This window comes from Pseudomonas sp. P4_B4 (genome assembly GCF_056402255.1).
In genome coordinates this window covers 88,552-103,815 of record NZ_JBFUHS010000010.1, presented here as the reverse complement: position 1 = coordinate 103,815, position 15,264 = coordinate 88,552, and the positions used below count along the sequence as shown (strand labels likewise).

The window sequence follows — 15,264 nt, the reverse complement described above, 5'->3', positions numbered from 1 at the left end:
CTAACTAGACAGAGTTAGAGTGAAAAATAAATCCATCCCCCGTTTTCTCGTCAGTCTATTACCAACCAGACTCAAATCTGATCTGCATCGTGGTAGATCTGCGCAAAGCTCAGCAGACCGACCAGCTCCTCGATTTCCGCCAAGGATTTTTGCCTGGCCTTCCACTCCGGCGTGACGACAAACTCCATGGGCAGGCTTGATAGATCTTGCTCGAGAACAAAAGCAAAGACTTGGAGCTTTCTGTCCTTTATTGCGCAAATCACCTTCCAGAAGCGAGAAGGAATTTGGACTCGCTCGGTTCCTGGAAACGTTTCATCGTCGTTGGACAGAATCGGTCCTGCAAAAATGCAGTAACGCTCGGAATCTGCCTGAGCACCAATGAAATTCTCCAGCCGTCCCCAAATGCCACTTTTCCCGGACTGGTTAAAGTTTCCGCGCTGCGGTGAGCAGTTGGTCACGTGGTAGGTATCACCGTTCGCCCGTTGAATTTGTTCAAACGAATTTCCCCAACAGACGTCTTCTCGACGAACAATATGACCCTTGTCGAACGCACCATTGTCTTTGGTGTAAAACCGATCTGGAATCTGAAAGCGCTCCTCAACGCGAGGGTCCAAGACCCACTTTTCCATCTCACCTTTTTTGAGTAGCCCCGTGAGTGCTGTTCGAGTGTAGTCACGTCCCAGTTGTGGTTGCTTTACCTCCACCCGACCATCAACGTTAGAAGCGGTAAAGATTGCCAGCTTCCTTTCGCGGTGAAGAACGATACTGAAGTGCTCATAAGGGATGATCGTATCGCCGCCCTTGGTTGGGGCGATCAGCAATGGATCCTTAACGGTGGGGAGCGGTGTACCGATGCCAAGAAAATTCGAATTGAACCCAAGCCTGGTCGAGTAATCAGTATCGACAATTGGTTCCTTGTAAACCTCTGTAACGACCGACAAGTCTGTCACATCAGGTACATCACTGCCTGTTGGGTTTGACTGCGTCCCGAGTCCCAGGCGTGCAACGAGACCGGCTAATGGCTCACCAAGCTCAAGCACCAAAGTCCCTATCTCCAAACGCCCTTTACCGGCACCAAATGTAGACGCAGGTATTGTTGCGGGAGTAGTCACAGGCGTAGGTGCAATTACACTGACCTGCGGAGCAAGCTCCTCATCCAGACGTGATGCATGAAACGCGTTGGACAGGATATCTCCACCTTCTCGCGCTGCTACAAGCTCTGCCAAATACCCTAGATTTTCCGGTGCCGTCTGATCGATGTGAGCACAAATACTGCTCACACGAATACCTTCGTTGGCTTCCCAATCCACAAGTGAATCGTCGATGCCATCAAGGCTATCGACAGCACTGCCGTCGCGTAACATCGGTCGGCCAGCGGCATCTTTCTTCGGCACACCCGAGTGGTGCAACGCCACAACCTGGAAACTATCGTTTAGAACAGCCGCTCCACTGGAGCCGGGAGCAGTATCGCTTCGGTACCAAAGCACATCCGCAATACTGTCATCCGTACATTCATTTTCTCGAATAGCCCATTGTCGAGCCGCACCACCAGGATGTTGGACGATGGTCAGCCATTCCCCCTTCACAGCCTTGCCACTGGTAGGCAGCAAGCGGTGATAGCCGAAACGCGTCAAAGAAGTAGATCCATCTATTGATTTTGGTTCAACGGCTACCAAGGTGAAGTCCAACTCGACGTTGTTGAAAAAATACAAGTCGGGCCGCAGATGAAATCGATATGTTGGTTCAGGATCGCCTGCAATGTTCAGGCGATAGTTAAACTCGGCCAATGACGGGGCTGCCTCTTCGACGCTTCCCAAGACATGCTCATTGGTAAGTAGCAGTCGCGGCGACACCATGAACCCCGTTCCGGAGCCAAGAGACCGCCCATCCTCTGCCCGAACCAGAATGCGGCAAACCGGCATGCCCGCCAACAAAGCCCGATCGAAGAAAAACTCGTCGACCAGATCGTTCGTCCCCATGATCCGCTCTTGCTCGACCTTGGTTGGCTGAGCGCCTCCGGCCGACAAGAAAGCACGTCTCACCAAGAGCTTGAGGGGCAAAGAGTGAGCTTCAACCGCTGGCCCAATATTCAGTGGTTGATTGCTAGCGCCGCTTAAAGCCGCCTTGGCGGCTCGTCTCGCGCTCAGGTCCAATTGGTGCTGTCGAACGAAGCCCATTTCGTCTCTCCTTGTCCATATGGCACGCAGGGCTAGCCACGCGCTAGCAGACATAGGTTAGACGAAGAAAAGTTACGCAATCACCAATGTTACGGGGCTTCGCGAAGGGATGAGCATAGGCAGAGCCCATGGGTAGGGCGCGTCTATGGAACTCGCATCTGACGTCTGACAGTCTTCAGACCTGGGTCGTTTCGGGCTTATCCTCCTGTCATGGTTAGCCAGCCCGAGGTCGAACTGGTGCTGCTCAACGGCGAGTCGGTGGGATTCGAGCGGGTGATCTTCGACAGCGACCGGCTGGCGGTGTATCCCAAGTTCGAAGCGCTGGACATCAGCCCGCTGCTCAAGGTTCGTGCACAACCTTTACGGGTGCTGCGCATGAGCGGCTTCGACACCCTCTACGACAATGGTTTCGAGGATGGCGAGATCGCCGAGATCGCTTCGCAGCAAGGCCGCATCGTGCCAACCCGCGACCGCGAACTGCTCAAGAGGCGGATCATCAGCCACGGCTGTTACGTGCATGCCCTGAAACCGTCGCTGCAGCTGCGCGAATTGTACGAGCGCCTCGACCTGGCGCGTAACGCGCACTCGCGTTTAAGTGGATTCGGATTCTGTATCGGTGCTGGCAGTCCAGGATGCTCTACGATGAAACCACCTATTTGAATGCCTTGAGGAAGCGCGGTTCACCGCTCCTGAAGAACGTCGATTTAGGTTGACTGACTTCCTCAGGGCGTGAAGCGGACTGTCGAATTCGTCGAACTTCATCATCAACTCTGTGCTTCCTGAGCAACATCACCCAATGGGTTTTTGAGTTGCCGGTAAGCGCCAGCTGGCAATGAAGCACATCAATGGCGGGAGATTGGGATGCGGCTAAAAGAGTTGAGCTGGTCCTTCCGGAGACTGGCATTTGCAACTCGGATTTCGATGAAGTCGATGATCGCTTGAAGGCTTCGGCAAGTCCGGCGTCTTGTTGCGGCACTGGAGGGACAATTCCTGAGGTCGCACCTCGCCGGGTTGTTGCAAAGCCTGGTGCACAGCCACCGAGCCCGCCCTCGATGACCGGGGCGGGTTAGGGGCGACCTATTTCTGCATGAATGACAGGTTCATTACAGAAACCATATATATGCCGCCACAGATGTTTGAAGAGGCCCGTAAGCGAATTACGTAGCTTATGCCTTGATACACGGCTTTCATTGAAGGTTAGCTGCGGAATTCAATCGCTTTGATGGATTGATCTGCCGTTGACTCTTTACATTACATACGGGAAAACATATATTCGTTAAACCATATATGGCCTGAGGCTTCACAATGAGATGTTCGTCTTGGTCAAAAACAAACTCTGAGAACCGATATGGCTGACCATCTGACACCGACCACTGTTTTCAAATGCCTGGCTGACGACACTCGGGTCCGCACGATGATGCTGATCACCCGCGAAGGAGAGCTTTGTGTTTGCGAACTGACCTGCGCGTTGAACGAGAGTCAGCCAAAAATCTCCAGGCACCTCGCGCAACTTCGGACTTGCGGTCTGTTGTCAGACCGTCGGCAAGGCCAGTGGGTCTATTACCGACTGCATCCAAATATGCCGGACTGGGTTCATCAAGTGCTGACCACGGTGCTCGAAAGCAACAAGCATTGGTTAAGTCCTGATGCCAAACGCCTTGATGAAATGGGCGACCGTCCTGAGCGGGCACTCGCCTGCTGTTAAAGCCAGATCGTTGGATTCCACCTTCGACTACGAGATCGCTCGATGAAAATCTTGTTCCTTTGCACTGGCAACAGTTGCCGCAGCATCCTCTGCAGGAGCAATGACCATGAGTAAAAGCCGCCTTTCCTTCCTGGACCGTTACCTGACCCTGTGGATTTTTCTCGCCATGGCGTTGGGTATTGGTTTGGGGAGCCTGTTTGAAGGCTGGCCGCAGTGGCTCAACAGTCTGTCTGTGGGCACCACCAACATCCCCATCGCTATCGGCTTGATCGTGATGATGTATCCGCCTCTGGCCAAGGTTCGTTATGAGGAACTGCCGGAAGTCTTCAAGGACAAGCGCATCCTCGTTTTGTCTTTGGTCCAGAACTGGGTCATCGGCCCGGTGTTGATGTTCGCACTGGCGATCATCTTCTTGCGGGACCAGCCGGAATACATGACGGGCCTGATCCTGATCGGCTTGGCTCGTTGCATCGCGATGGTGCTGGTCTGGAATCAGATCGCAGGTGGCAACAATCAGTACGTCGCTGGATTGGTGGCGTTCAACAGCATCTTCCAGATCCTGTTTTTCAGTGTGTACGCCTGGGTCTTCCTTGGGCTGTTGCCGCCGCTGTTCGGGCTGGAAGGCAGTGTGATTGAGACCAGCATTGTCAGCATCGCCGAGTCGGTCCTGATCTACCTGGGCGTGCCGTTCCTGGCAGGTTTCCTGACCCGCAGGATCCTCATCGCTCGTAAAGGCGAAGCCTGGTTCCAGGAACGCTTCATTGCGAAGATCAGTCCGCTGACGCTGGTGGCACTGCTGTTGACCATCGTGGCCATGTTCAGCCTCAAGGGTGATGTGGTGCTGCAATTGCCGCTGGATGTATTGCGCATCGCGATCCCCCTGACGATCTATTTCGTGGTGATGTTCTTCATCAGCTTCTGGATGGGCAAGCTGCTCAATGCTGACTATCCACGCACCACCGCGTTGGCTTTCACCGCCGCAAGCAACAACTTCGAATTGGCGATTGCCGTGGCCATTGCCACCTTCGGCCTGGCTTCCCCGGTCGCTTTCGCCACGGTGATTGGCCCGTTGGTGGAAGTGCCGGTACTGATTTCCCTGGTTGGTGTGGCCCTCTGGTTGAAACGCCGCTGGTTCGATGAATCCAAGAGCGCCGTTGCGCAGGACAAAGACTATGTTTGATAACCATATCCCCCAACTCGATACCGAACTGGTTGATCTCCCGACGGCTGACAAGCTTGGTATTGAACAGACCTCCATTCATAAGCCGCGCATTTTGCTGTTGTACGGATCGACTCGTGAGCGGTCCTTCAGTCGTCTGCTGGTAGAGGAGGCTGCTCGACTGCTGGAGCACTTCGGCGCCGAGACGCGGATATTCAATCCATCCGGTTTGCCGCTGCCAGATGACGCACCCGACGATCATCCACGGGTGAAGGAACTTCGTGACTTGGTGTTGTGGTCCGAAGGACAGGTCTGGTGCTCTCCAGAGCGTCACGGAAACATGAGCGCAGTGTTCAAAGCGCAGATCGACTGGGTGCCACTGGCCATGGGCGCGGTACGCCCGACCCAGGGCAAAACCCTCGCCGTCATGCAGGTGTGCGGTGGCTCGCAGTCGTTCAACGTGGTCAATCAGCTGCGAGTGCTGGGACGTTGGATGCGCATGTTCACCATCCCAAACCAATCCTCCGTACCGAAGGCCTATATGGAATTCGACGACAACGGTCGGATGAAGCCTTCTCCGTTCTACGACCGTGTCGTTGATGTGATGGAAGAGTTGGTGAAATTCACGCTGCTGCTTCGCGACCGTCAGGACTATCTGGTGGATCGTTATTCCGAGCGCAAGGAGTCGGCGGAAGAACTCATGAAACGTGTCAATCAGCGCTCCATCTGAGGATATTTCACCGTGCAACAACACCCATATTCCGTACTGCCCTTGGTACAGTTCGACACCCAGTCGAACTCCCACTGACAACAGAGACAGAGCACTACAACATGACTATCAAAGTTGGCATCAATGGTTTTGGCCGGATCGGTCGCCTCGCTCTGCGAGCAGCCTGGAGCTGGCCAGAGTTCGAGTTCGTGCAGATCAACGATCCAGCGGGTGACGCGGCGACTCATGCACACCTGTTGAACTTCGACTCCGTGCATGGCCGTTGGAACAACGAAGCCAGCGCCGAAGGCGATAGCGTCGTCATCGACAGTAAGCGGATCAAAGTAACGGCTAACAAGGCAATTGCCGATACCGACTGGTCGGATTGTGATCTGGTGATTGAAGCCAGCGGCAAGATGAAGACCGTCGCTGTGCTTCAGGCTTACTTGGACCAAGGTGTGAAACGTGTGGTGGTCTGTGCGCCGGTCAAGGAGCAAGGCGCCTTGAACGTGGTGATGGGTGTTAACCAGCACCTGTTCGACCCTGCGCAGCACCGCATCGTCACCGCCGCTTCCTGCACCACCAATTGCCTGGCCCCTGTCGTCAAAGTCATCCACGAAAAACTGGGCATTCGCCACGGTTCGATCACCACCATCCACGACCTCACCAACACCCAGAGCATCCTCGACCAGCCGCACAAGGATCTGCGTCGTGCGCGTGCATCCGGGATGAGTTTGATTCCAACCAGCACCGGCTCGGCCACCGCCATTGCCGAAATCTTCCCGGAGTTACGTGGACGCCTCAATGGCCACGCCGTACGCGTGCCGCTGGCCAACGCTTCGCTGACTGACTGTGTCTTTGAAGTCGAGCGTGCCACCACTGTCGAAGAGGTCAATCAGTTCCTCAAGGACGCTTCCGAGAACGAGCTGAAAGACATTCTCGGATTCGAGGAGCGTCCACTGGTGTCCATCGACTACCGTACCGACCCGCGTTCATCGATTATCGATGCGCTGTCGACTATGGTCATCAACGGCACCCAGGTCAAACTCTATGCCTGGTACGACAACGAGTGGGGCTATGCCAACCGCACCGTCGAATTGGCCAAAATGGTTGGTCTGGCAGTCTAAGGAACGGTCATGAAAGCGTTGTCAGCCCTCGCGCCGGATGTGCGGCAGTACCTGCTCGTGACGGGCAACTACTGGGCCTTCACCCTCACCGATGGCGCCTTACGCATGTTGGTGGTGCTGCACTTTCACGCGTTGGGCTACAGCCCACTGCAAATCGCTGCGTTGTTTCTGTTTTACGAACTCTTTGGCGTGATCACCAACCTGGTGGGTGGCTACCTCGGCGCTCGGCTGGGTCTGAACCGAACCATGAACATCGGGCTGGGTATGCAGGTCGCGGCGCTGTTGATGCTGACGGTGCCCTCGGCCTTGTTGACCATCCCCTGGGTGATGGGCGCTCAAGCATTGTCCGGGATCGCCAAAGACCTGAACAAGATGAGTGCCAAAAGCTCTATCAAGCTCCTGGTCCCCGATGGGCAGCAGGGCAAACTCTACAAGTGGGTGGCGATCCTCACCGGCTCGAAGAACGCACTCAAGGGCGTCGGCTTCTTTCTTGGCGGAGCCTTGCTGGCATTGATCGGATTCAAAGGCGCGTTGCTGGCCATGGCGAGTGTCCTGGCGCTGATCTGGATCAGCAGCTTGATCCTGTTGAAGAAGGACCTGGGCAAGGCCAAAGCCAAGCCCAAATTTCGCGACATCCTGTCCAAGAGCCGGGCGATCAATATCCTCTCGGCGGCACGGATGTTCCTGTTCGGCGCCCGCGATGTCTGGTTTGTAGTGGCGTTGCCGGTGTACCTGAGCAGTGCCTTCGGCTGGGACTTCTGGAAAGTTGGCGGCTTCCTGGCAGCTTGGGTGATTGGCTACGGCATCGTGCAGTCTTTCGCGCCCAACATCACCGGCAAGAAACGTGGGCATGTACCGGATGGTCGTGCGGCATTTTTTTGGGCACTTGCTCTGGCGGGTCTACCTGCGGCAATCGCTCTCGGGCTGAACACCGGGCTATCGCAACAGGTTGTGCTGCTCGGAGGATTGATGGTTTTTGGCGTGCTGTTCGCGGTGAATTCGTCGCTGCACAGCTACTTGATCGTGTCCTATGCCAAGGAAGACGGTGTGTCGCTGGATGTGGGTTTTTATTACATGTCGAACGCGATGGGCCGCCTGATCGGCACGGTGCTTTCCGGTTGGGTCTATCAGGTGTATGGACTGCAAGCGTGCTTATGGATATCGAGTGCTTTCGTGCTGTTCGCAGCTTTGATTTCGATTGCATTGCCTCGTCACGCGCTTAGTGAATGACTGCACAGCCGATTGCCGCCTTTTGGGAGGGGCAGCAAACGATTGTGGATTCAACCGGTCGATCAAATGCGGGGCAATTTCCATATGCCGTATGTCCTGGGTAATTTATGCCCGGCCCTGGTTTGATCGGGCCTGCCAATCACGCAGCCATTGCAAGCCCTTGGAGGTGTCGCCGCGTGGCCTGTACTCGCAACCCACCCAGCCGGTGTAACCCAGTTGATCGATCAGTTCGAACAGGTAGGGATAATTCAACTCATTGTTCAGGTCCGGTTCGTGGCGATCCGGCACGCCCGCGATCTGGATATGGCCGATGCCGGCGAAATCCTGTCGCAGCTTCGTCGCCACGTCGCCCTCGACGATCTGGCAATGGTAGACGTCGAACTGGACTTTGAGGTTGGCCTGGCCGACCGCCTTGCAGATGGCCTGGGCCTGATGTTGGTGGTTGAGGAAAAAACCCGGCATGTCACGGGTATTGATCGGCTCCAGCAAAACGGTGATGCCTGCACTGGTTGCTTGCGTCGCTGCGTGGCTGAGGTTTTCCAGGTAGGTATGCTGGTGCCTGGCACGATCCGCTTCGTTCGCCAGTAGTCCGGCCATGACGTGAATGCGGTCGTTGCCCAGTACCGCGGCATATTCCAGGGCCTGGTCGAAACCGGCGCGAAACTCTGATTCACGGCCTGGCAAGGACACGATGCCTTTTTCGCCTGCCGCGATATTGCCAGGTGGTGCGTTGAACAGGGCCTGGACCAGGCCGTTATCGTCGAGCCGCTGTTTCAGTTGCTGCGCGCTGTAGTCGTAGGGGAACATGTATTCCACTGCCTGAAAACCATCGGCGGCGGCTGCGGCGAAACGGTCGAGAAAATCATGTTCGGGGTAGAGCATGCTGAGGTTGGCAGCGAAACGTGGCATGAAGACTCCTGCGGTCAAAAAATCAATCGTATGGCCTGTGGGTTACCACTGAACACCAAAGGCCTCGTGCAATTCATCCAGCGCCGCCTGGTGCAGCGGAGTCGGCCGTGGATTGCTCATCAGCCACAGGCGTGCCGTTTCTTCCAGTTCTTCCAGGGCATAGCTGGCTTTGGACACCGAGCTTTCCCAGACCACCGGGCCCAGGCGTTCAAGCATCACGCCGCGCACGCGGTTGGCCAATTGCGCCACACGTTCGGCCACCTTTGGTGAGCCGGGACGTTCATAGGCGATCAGCGGGATGTGGCCGACCTTCATCACCTGATAGGGGGTCAGCGGCGGCAGAATGTCATCCTCGTGCCAGACACCGGCCAGCGTCAACGCCACCAGGTGGGTCGAGTGGGTGTGTACCACGCCTCCAACCCCCGGGTTGCGATCGTAGACCTGGCGGTGCAGGGCCAGGGTCTTTGACGGTTTGTTTCCGCTGACCCATTCCCCTGCCAGGCTGACCTTGGCAATCGCGGCCGGGTCGAGGCGTCCCAGGCACGCGTCCGTGGGCGTGATCAGCCATCCGTCCTCCAGCCGGGCGCTGATGTTGCCGGCGCTGCCCACCGTGTAGCCACGGGCATACAACGAAACGCCGACCTCACAGATCTCTTCGCGCAGGGCGTTTTCATTGCTCATGCCGGTACTCCTGCCAGTTGCTTGAGGGCCTTGTCGAAGAAATCCGCGCCACCGAAATTGCCCGACTTGAGTGCCAGGGCCAGCGGTTCCCCGGGCGTGCTGATGCAAGCGGGCACGCCTGGGTCGATTTGTGCGCCGATCTGCAACAGCTGGATGTTCAGTGCCTGGACCACGGCACCCGAGGTTTCCCCCCCGGCGACCACGAAGCGTCGGACACCTGCGTCGCGCAGCCTGCCGGCGATCTGGCCCATGGCCTGCTCGACCAGATGCCCGGCGTGCTCGGCGCCTAACTCACGTTGTACCGCCTTGACCTCATCCGGAGTGTTGGTGGCGTAGATCAGCACTGTTTGCGCATGGTCAGCGGCGAAGGCCAGCGCCTCCTCGATGACCGGCTGTCCCGCCGCCAGGGCCAGCGGATCGACACGAAAGGCCGGACGACCTGCCTGCAGCCAGGTCGCTACCTGGCCATTGGTGGCCTGCGAAGCGCTGCCTGCGAGCACCACTTCGCCGCCTTCGACCGCGGTCACTTGTGCGGCGTCCAGGTCGCGCAACTTGCCGGCACGACGAAAGTTGTCCGGCAAGCCCAGCGCCAGTCCGGAGCCGCCGGTGAGCAGCGCCAGGTCCGCGCAGGCTTCGCCCAGTACATAGAGATCGGCATCGGACAAGGCATCGGCGACGGCCATGCGTACTCCGTCGGCGCGAAGCTGGGCGATGCGCGTTCGAATGCTCTCGACGCCACCGGATACGCTGTCGTGGCGCAACAGGCCGACCTTGCCCCGAGTCTGCGCTTGCAGCACGCGAACCAGGTTTGCGTCAGTCATCGGAGTCAGCGGGTGATGCTGCATGCCCGACTCGCTGAGCAATTGGTCCTGTACGAACAAATGCCCGCGAAAGACCGTGCGACCGTTTTCCGGGAAGGCGGGACATGCGAGGGTGAAATCACTGTCCAGTGCCTCGAGCAAGGCTTCGCTGACCTGGCCGATATTGCCGGCCGGGGTAGAGTCGAAGGTCGAGCAGTATTTGAAGAAAATCTGTTCGCAGTCACGCTCACGCAGCCAGCGCAATGCTTCGAGCGATTCCTTCACGGCATCGACGGCCGGCACTGTCCGCGACTTCAGGGCGATGACGATAGCGTCGGCGTCGAGCTGGCCGGCGACATCGGCAGCGGGTATGCCGATGCTTTGCACGGTGCGCATGCCGCCGCGCACCAGCATGTTGGCAAGGTCGGTGGCACCGGTGAAATCGTCGGCGATGCAGCCCAGCAGCGGCCGGGCAGGGGCATTCAACATGTTGAACTCCTCAATCTGGTTTAGCCGGGCAGGTACTCATTGATGAACTGCTCGATCACATCGGTGAAATCCTCATCCGCGGTGAAGCCCAGGTCCCGGGAGTAGGTGGCGCAAAGGGCGCCAGGCCAAGAGCCGACGATGCGCTCGATCGCCGGATTGCGTTCCATGCGAATCCGTCCGGCCACTTCCTCGCCTGCGGTCTGGCGCAGGGCATCGATCATGCGTTCGACGGTAATCGACAGGCCCGGCATGTTGATTACCCGACCTTCAGTCAATTGCTCGCCGGACAGTTCATGACCATGGATCAGGTTGCGAATCGCCTGTGCTGGCGACATCAGCCAGAGCCGGGTATCGAGCGGTACCGGACATACGCTGGGTTGGCCGTTGAGCGGTTCGCGAATGATGCCGCTGGCAAAGCTGGACGCGGCCAGGTTGGGTTTGCCCGGGCGCACCACAATGGTCGGCATGCGCAGACTGCGGCCATCGACGAATGCGCGCCGGCTGTAGTCGGCGAGCAGCAGGTCGTTCATGGCTTTTTGCGTGCCATAGGAGCTCTGCGGCGCCCAGACCTGATCATCGCGGACACGTTCCGGCAACTGCCCGCCGAACACCGCGACCGAACTGGTCATTACCCATTTCGGGCAGGTGCCGAGTCGGCGAACGCGTTCGAGCATGTTTTGGGTCGCGGTGAAGTTGATGCGCATGCCCAGTTCGAAGTCGCCTTCGGCCTGGCTGGAAACCACCGCAGCCAGATGGAAGATGCTGTCTGTGTTTGCATCGATCAGGCGCTCCAGCACTTCAGGGTTGGCGATATCGCCGCACACCACTTTTACCCGGGGATCATCGATCCCTGTGAGTTCGACCATGTCGAAGGCGACGATTTGCCCGATGGGCCGGGACTGGCCAGTACGGTCGGTGAGCGAACCACGCAGCAGCAGCGCTTCGATCAGGCGGCGGCCGAGGAAGCCGGCTGCGCCGGTCACGAGAATATTCATGAGTTACTCCAAACGTCAGCGGTTGACGAGTTTTCCGGGAATTCTGAAGACCAGCAGGGCGCCGAGGAACAATGCACTCGCCATCACATACATGCCGATCGTAGTGCTGTGGGTTGCGTCTTTGAGGAAACCCATCAGGTACGGCGAGACGAAGCCCGCCAGGTTGCCCCAGGAGTTGATCAGGGCAATGCCGGCTGCCGCCGCCGTGCCGCCGAGGAAGGCAGTCGGCAGGCTCCAGAACAAGGGCAGGGTGCTCATGGCCCCCATCGAACCAAGGGTCAGACCGATCATGGAAACCGTGAAGTTGTCGCTCCAGGTCGCGGAGATGAACAGGCCGATACCGCCGAGCACGGCGGTCAGCGCCAGGTGCCAGCGCCGCTCGCGCAGCCGGTCGGCGCTACGCGAAACCAGAGTCATGGTCATTGCGGCTGCGGCGTAAGGGATGGCGGTGAGCATGCCGACCTGCAAGACGTCGCTGACGCCGGCTTGGCGGATAAGGGTCGGCAACCAGAAACCGACGGTGTAGAAACCGGCGATCATGCAGAAGTAGATGGCCGTCAGCAGCCAGATGCGCGGCTGCAGGAACACCTCTTTCAGGCTGTGTTTCTGGTGGCCGGCGGTTTCCGCGTCGATGCGCGTCTGCAGCAGGGTTTTCTCTTCCCGGGTGAGCCAGCCGGCACTGGAGATGCGGTCGCTGAGGCAGAAAATCACCAGGATACCGACGGCGATCGAGGGCAGTCCTTCGAGAAAGAACAGCCACTGCCAGCCAGCATACCCGTGGTCACCGTTGAAGGCGCTCATGATCCAGCCGGACAAGGGCGCGCCGATCAGCCCGGACAGCGGCACGGCGGTGGCGAACAGGGCGTACATTTTGCCGCGGCGATGGGTCGGGAACCAGTAGGACAGATAGAGGATGACACCCGGGTAGAACCCGGCTTCGGCGATCCCCAGCAGGAAGCGCATGATGTAGAAGGACATTGGCGTACTCACCAGTGCCATGGCCGAGGAGATGATTCCCCAGGTGATCATGATGCGCGCGATCCACAACCGTGCGCCGACGCGATGCAGGATCAGGTTGCTGGGAATTTCCACGAGGAAGTAGGCAATGAAGAAAATCCCTGCGCCAAGGCCGTAGATGGCTTCGGAAAATTGCAGATCGTCGGACATCTGCAACTTGGCGAAACCGACGTTCACCCGGTCCAGATAGGCAACCAGGTAGCACAGCAACAACAGCGGCAGGATACGCCACGCCACTTTGCGATACGCCAGATCCTCGAAGCGATCGGCGGGTACGGCGGCACCGGTTTGAATCACTGATTCAGTCATGTGTTTCCCCCATCCTTTTTTTTGTAGTGGGTGACTTTGTTTTTGTCGGATTACATGATGTGGCGTTTTTTATCATAATACGTCATACGAATTCAATGACTAAATCCAGAGAGGACGGCGGGTCTAAAATGCAGTACCGTTCACCGATTTGACCCCAGAGATGCCTATGCCCATTCGTGACAAATCTTCCTGTAGCGCCGATGCGCTGGGCGCCCTGAAAGACTCCGCCAAGGGCACGCTGTCCGATCAGGTGACGGCGGCCCTCAAGGCCTATATCGCCAGCGGCGAAGCGCTGCCGGGCGATCGCCTGCCCACCGAACCCGTGCTCTCGGAACGTTTCGGAGTCAGCCGGACAGTCATTCGGGAGGCGATCTCGCGCCTGAAGTCAGCCGGTCTGGTCGAGGTTCGCCAGGGCAGCGGTACCGTGGTCAGCGAAGGTGCGCACATCAAGGCGTTTACTATTGATCTGGATGTCGGCGGGTCGATCGAGGCGGTATTGAGGGTCACCGAACTGCGCCGCGGTATTGAAGGAGAGGCGGCGGCACTGGCGGCCCAACGGCATTCACCGGCGCAGCTGGAAGCCATCCACCAGGCACTGAAGGCCATTGATGCAGCCGAGCAGGCGAGTCGCGACGGGGTGGAGGAAGACCTGGCGTTTCATCACTCCATTTCCAGGGCTACCGGCAATCCGCTGTACCCGTCATTGCACGAATTCATCGCTCAATTCATCAAAGAGGCGATCCGCATCACGCGCTCCAACGAGGAGCGCCGCCGGGATCTGGCCAAGACCGTGCGGGCCGAGCACTTGGCCGTGTACTCCGCCATTGCCGCACGAGACCCCGAAGGCGCACGCCATGCGGCGCTCAACCACATCAATAATGCTGTCGAGCGGCTCAAGAGTGCCGATCCCTCGTTCTGGCAGAACCCGGGGACGAGAAAGCCTTAGCATCTGCACATCTCAATCGAGATGCTTGCCCACCACTTCGACTATTCGCTGAGCAATCTGCACAGCGTGGGTTTCCAGCGCGAAGTGGCCGGTGTCCAGCATCTCGACCACCGCATTCGGGTTGTCACGCTTGTAGGCCTCGGCACCTGGCGGAATGAAAAACGGATCGCCCTTGCCCCAAATCGCCAACGTCGCCACTTGGGTATCACGGAAGAATTGCTGGAACGCCGGGTACAGCTTCAGGTTGTTCTGATAGTCATAAAACAGATCGAGCTGAATGTCCTTGTTGCCGGGCCGTTCCAGCAATAGTGCGTCCAGATGATAACCCTCGGGTGCAATGAGTTCGGGGTTGTTCACGCCTTCCATATACTGCCAGCGCGTTCCCTCCAGGTGCAGGATGGCATCGTTGATCACCTGGCGATTGGCTTGCGACGGTTCGTCCCAATACTGGCGGATCGGCGCCCAGGCATCCCCCAGTCCTTCGAGATAGGCATTGCCGTTCTGCGAAACAATCGCGCTGACCCGCTCCGGATAAGCCAGCGCCAGGCGCAGGCCAGTGGGCGCGCCATAGTCGAAGAAATACATCGCATAACGCTTGAGACTCAGCACATCGACGAACTGCCGGATTGTCTCGCCGATGGTATCGAAGGTGTAGACGTAGTTGCGTTCGACAGGAACCTCGGTGAAACCGAAACCGGGCAGATCCGGCGCAATGAGGCGGTACTTGTCCGCGAGCTGCGGGATCAGGTCCCGGAACTGGTGCGATGAACTGGGAAAACCGTGCAGCAGCAAGAGCACGGGGGCGTCGGCTGCACCGGCTTCGCGGTAGAAAACCCTGACGCCGTCGGCTTCGACGAATTTGCAGGCAACGGTGGGCGTGCTCATGATTGATCTCCTTTGTAACTTGTAAAAATGTTTATACGGGTTACTGGATTTTATTTTGCACGAGTCTTGTAACTGGTCAAATCTTTTTTGTGGGTTACAATTCGCGCATTGATTGCCGGGAGATTT

13 protein-coding genes and 1 pseudogene are annotated in these 15,264 nt (G+C 57.8%); 7 read left to right on the top strand and 7 right to left on the bottom strand.

Annotated features, from left to right (window positions below; translation table 11 throughout):
* Positions 1–71 precede the first annotated feature (71 nt).
* The gene (locus tag AC1DVE_RS13395) at positions 72–2,177 is read right to left on the bottom strand and encodes a DNA/RNA non-specific endonuclease (RefSeq protein ID WP_223456343.1); all 2,106 of its coding nucleotides are present in this window, start codon (positions 2,175–2,177) and stop codon (positions 72–74) included.
* Between the two features lie 213 nt (positions 2,178–2,390).
* On the opposite strand from AC1DVE_RS13395, the pseudogene AC1DVE_RS13390 reads away from it, so the two are divergent.
* The 6 genes and pseudogenes from AC1DVE_RS13390 to arsJ form a co-directional block, all read left to right on the top strand.
* Positions 2,391–2,807, top strand: a pseudogene (locus tag AC1DVE_RS13390) (Mut7-C RNAse domain-containing protein); the annotation flags it as partial.
* Between the two features lie 718 nt (positions 2,808–3,525).
* On the top strand, positions 3,526–3,882 hold the full coding sequence (locus AC1DVE_RS13385) for a metalloregulator ArsR/SmtB family transcription factor (protein WP_223456341.1): 357 nt from the start codon (positions 3,526–3,528) through the stop codon (positions 3,880–3,882).
* Positions 3,883–3,988: 106 nt separating this feature from the next.
* Positions 3,989–5,062, top strand: coding sequence for an ACR3 family arsenite efflux transporter (arsB, locus tag AC1DVE_RS13380; RefSeq protein ID WP_223456340.1), 1,074 nt, complete (start codon positions 3,989–3,991; stop codon positions 5,060–5,062).
* Entirely contained in the window at positions 5,055–5,771 is a 717-nt protein-coding gene (gene arsH / locus AC1DVE_RS13375) for an arsenical resistance protein ArsH (protein ID WP_223456339.1), read from the top strand. Before arsB ends, arsH begins: the two co-directional genes overlap by 8 nt.
* Before the next feature lie 101 nt (positions 5,772–5,872).
* Positions 5,873–6,877 (top strand): ArsJ-associated glyceraldehyde-3-phosphate dehydrogenase, encoded by a 1,005-nt coding sequence (locus tag AC1DVE_RS13370; RefSeq protein WP_223456338.1) that lies wholly within the window; start codon positions 5,873–5,875, stop codon positions 6,875–6,877.
* A gap of 9 nt (positions 6,878–6,886) precedes the next feature.
* Positions 6,887–8,107: an organoarsenical effux MFS transporter ArsJ gene (gene arsJ, locus AC1DVE_RS13365; RefSeq protein ID WP_223456337.1), complete on the top strand. Its 1,221-nt coding sequence runs from the start codon at positions 6,887–6,889 to the stop codon at positions 8,105–8,107.
* Between the two features lie 105 nt (positions 8,108–8,212).
* Here the strand turns inward: arsJ and otnI are convergent, their stop codons facing one another.
* The 5 genes from otnI to AC1DVE_RS13340 are packed head-to-tail and all read right to left on the bottom strand — an operon-like array spanning position 8,213 to position 13,307.
* Entirely contained in the window at positions 8,213–9,016 is an 804-nt protein-coding gene (otnI, locus tag AC1DVE_RS13360) for a 2-oxo-tetronate isomerase (RefSeq protein ID WP_223456336.1), read from the bottom strand.
* Positions 9,017–9,058: 42 nt separating this feature from the next.
* On the bottom strand, positions 9,059–9,697 hold the full coding sequence (otnC, locus tag AC1DVE_RS13355; protein ID WP_223456335.1) for a 3-oxo-tetronate 4-phosphate decarboxylase: 639 nt from the start codon (positions 9,695–9,697) through the stop codon (positions 9,059–9,061).
* Entirely contained in the window at positions 9,694–10,986 is a 1,293-nt protein-coding gene (gene otnK / locus AC1DVE_RS13350) for a 3-oxo-tetronate kinase (RefSeq protein ID WP_223456334.1), read from the bottom strand. The genes otnC and otnK overlap by 4 nt, the downstream gene beginning before the upstream one ends.
* Positions 10,987–11,006: 20 nt before the next feature.
* The gene (gene denD, locus AC1DVE_RS13345; RefSeq protein WP_477783967.1) at positions 11,007–11,981 is read right to left on the bottom strand and encodes a D-erythronate dehydrogenase; all 975 of its coding nucleotides are present in this window, start codon (positions 11,979–11,981) and stop codon (positions 11,007–11,009) included.
* A gap of 15 nt (positions 11,982–11,996) precedes the next feature.
* The gene (locus tag AC1DVE_RS13340; protein WP_223456332.1) at positions 11,997–13,307 is read right to left on the bottom strand and encodes an MFS transporter; all 1,311 of its coding nucleotides are present in this window, start codon (positions 13,305–13,307) and stop codon (positions 11,997–11,999) included.
* Between the two features lie 166 nt (positions 13,308–13,473).
* Between AC1DVE_RS13340 and AC1DVE_RS13335 the strand changes: the two genes are divergently transcribed.
* A complete protein-coding gene (locus AC1DVE_RS13335) occupies positions 13,474–14,253 on the top strand; it encodes a FadR/GntR family transcriptional regulator (protein WP_223456331.1) in 780 nt (259 codons plus the stop codon).
* A 12-nt stretch (positions 14,254–14,265) separates the two neighbouring features.
* On the opposite strand, the gene AC1DVE_RS13330 is transcribed toward AC1DVE_RS13335, so the two are convergent.
* Positions 14,266–15,138, bottom strand: a complete 873-nt coding sequence (locus tag AC1DVE_RS13330; protein ID WP_223456330.1) for an alpha/beta fold hydrolase — start codon at positions 15,136–15,138, stop codon at positions 14,266–14,268.
* Positions 15,139–15,264 lie beyond the last annotated feature (126 nt).

Bases quoted from the DNA above. Each gene is read 5' to 3' on its own strand.
- AC1DVE_RS13370 (WP_223456338.1), top strand. From the start codon at position 5,873: ATGACTATCAAAGTTGGCATCAATGGTTTTGGCCGGATCGGTCGCCTC.
- AC1DVE_RS13335 (WP_223456331.1), top strand. From the start codon at position 13,474: ATGCCCATTCGTGACAAATCTTCCTGTAGCGCCGATGCGCTGGGCGCC.
- AC1DVE_RS13395 (WP_223456343.1), bottom strand. From the start codon at position 2,177: ATGGGCTTCGTTCGACAGCACCAATTGGACCTGAGCGCGAGACGAGCC.
- denD (WP_477783967.1), bottom strand. From the start codon at position 11,981: ATGAATATTCTCGTGACCGGCGCAGCCGGCTTCCTCGGCCGCCGCCTG.
- arsJ (WP_223456337.1), top strand. From the start codon at position 6,887: ATGAAAGCGTTGTCAGCCCTCGCGCCGGATGTGCGGCAGTACCTGCTC.
- arsH (WP_223456339.1), top strand. From the start codon at position 5,055: ATGTTTGATAACCATATCCCCCAACTCGATACCGAACTGGTTGATCTC.
- AC1DVE_RS13330 (WP_223456330.1), bottom strand. From the start codon at position 15,138: ATGAGCACGCCCACCGTTGCCTGCAAATTCGTCGAAGCCGACGGCGTC.
- AC1DVE_RS13385 (WP_223456341.1), top strand. From the start codon at position 3,526: ATGGCTGACCATCTGACACCGACCACTGTTTTCAAATGCCTGGCTGAC.
- otnK (WP_223456334.1), bottom strand. From the start codon at position 10,986: ATGTTGAATGCCCCTGCCCGGCCGCTGCTGGGCTGCATCGCCGACGAT.
- arsB (WP_223456340.1), top strand. From the start codon at position 3,989: ATGAGTAAAAGCCGCCTTTCCTTCCTGGACCGTTACCTGACCCTGTGG.
- AC1DVE_RS13340 (WP_223456332.1), bottom strand. From the start codon at position 13,307: ATGACTGAATCAGTGATTCAAACCGGTGCCGCCGTACCCGCCGATCGC.
- otnC (WP_223456335.1), bottom strand. From the start codon at position 9,697: ATGAGCAATGAAAACGCCCTGCGCGAAGAGATCTGTGAGGTCGGCGTT.
- otnI (WP_223456336.1), bottom strand. From the start codon at position 9,016: ATGCCACGTTTCGCTGCCAACCTCAGCATGCTCTACCCCGAACATGAT.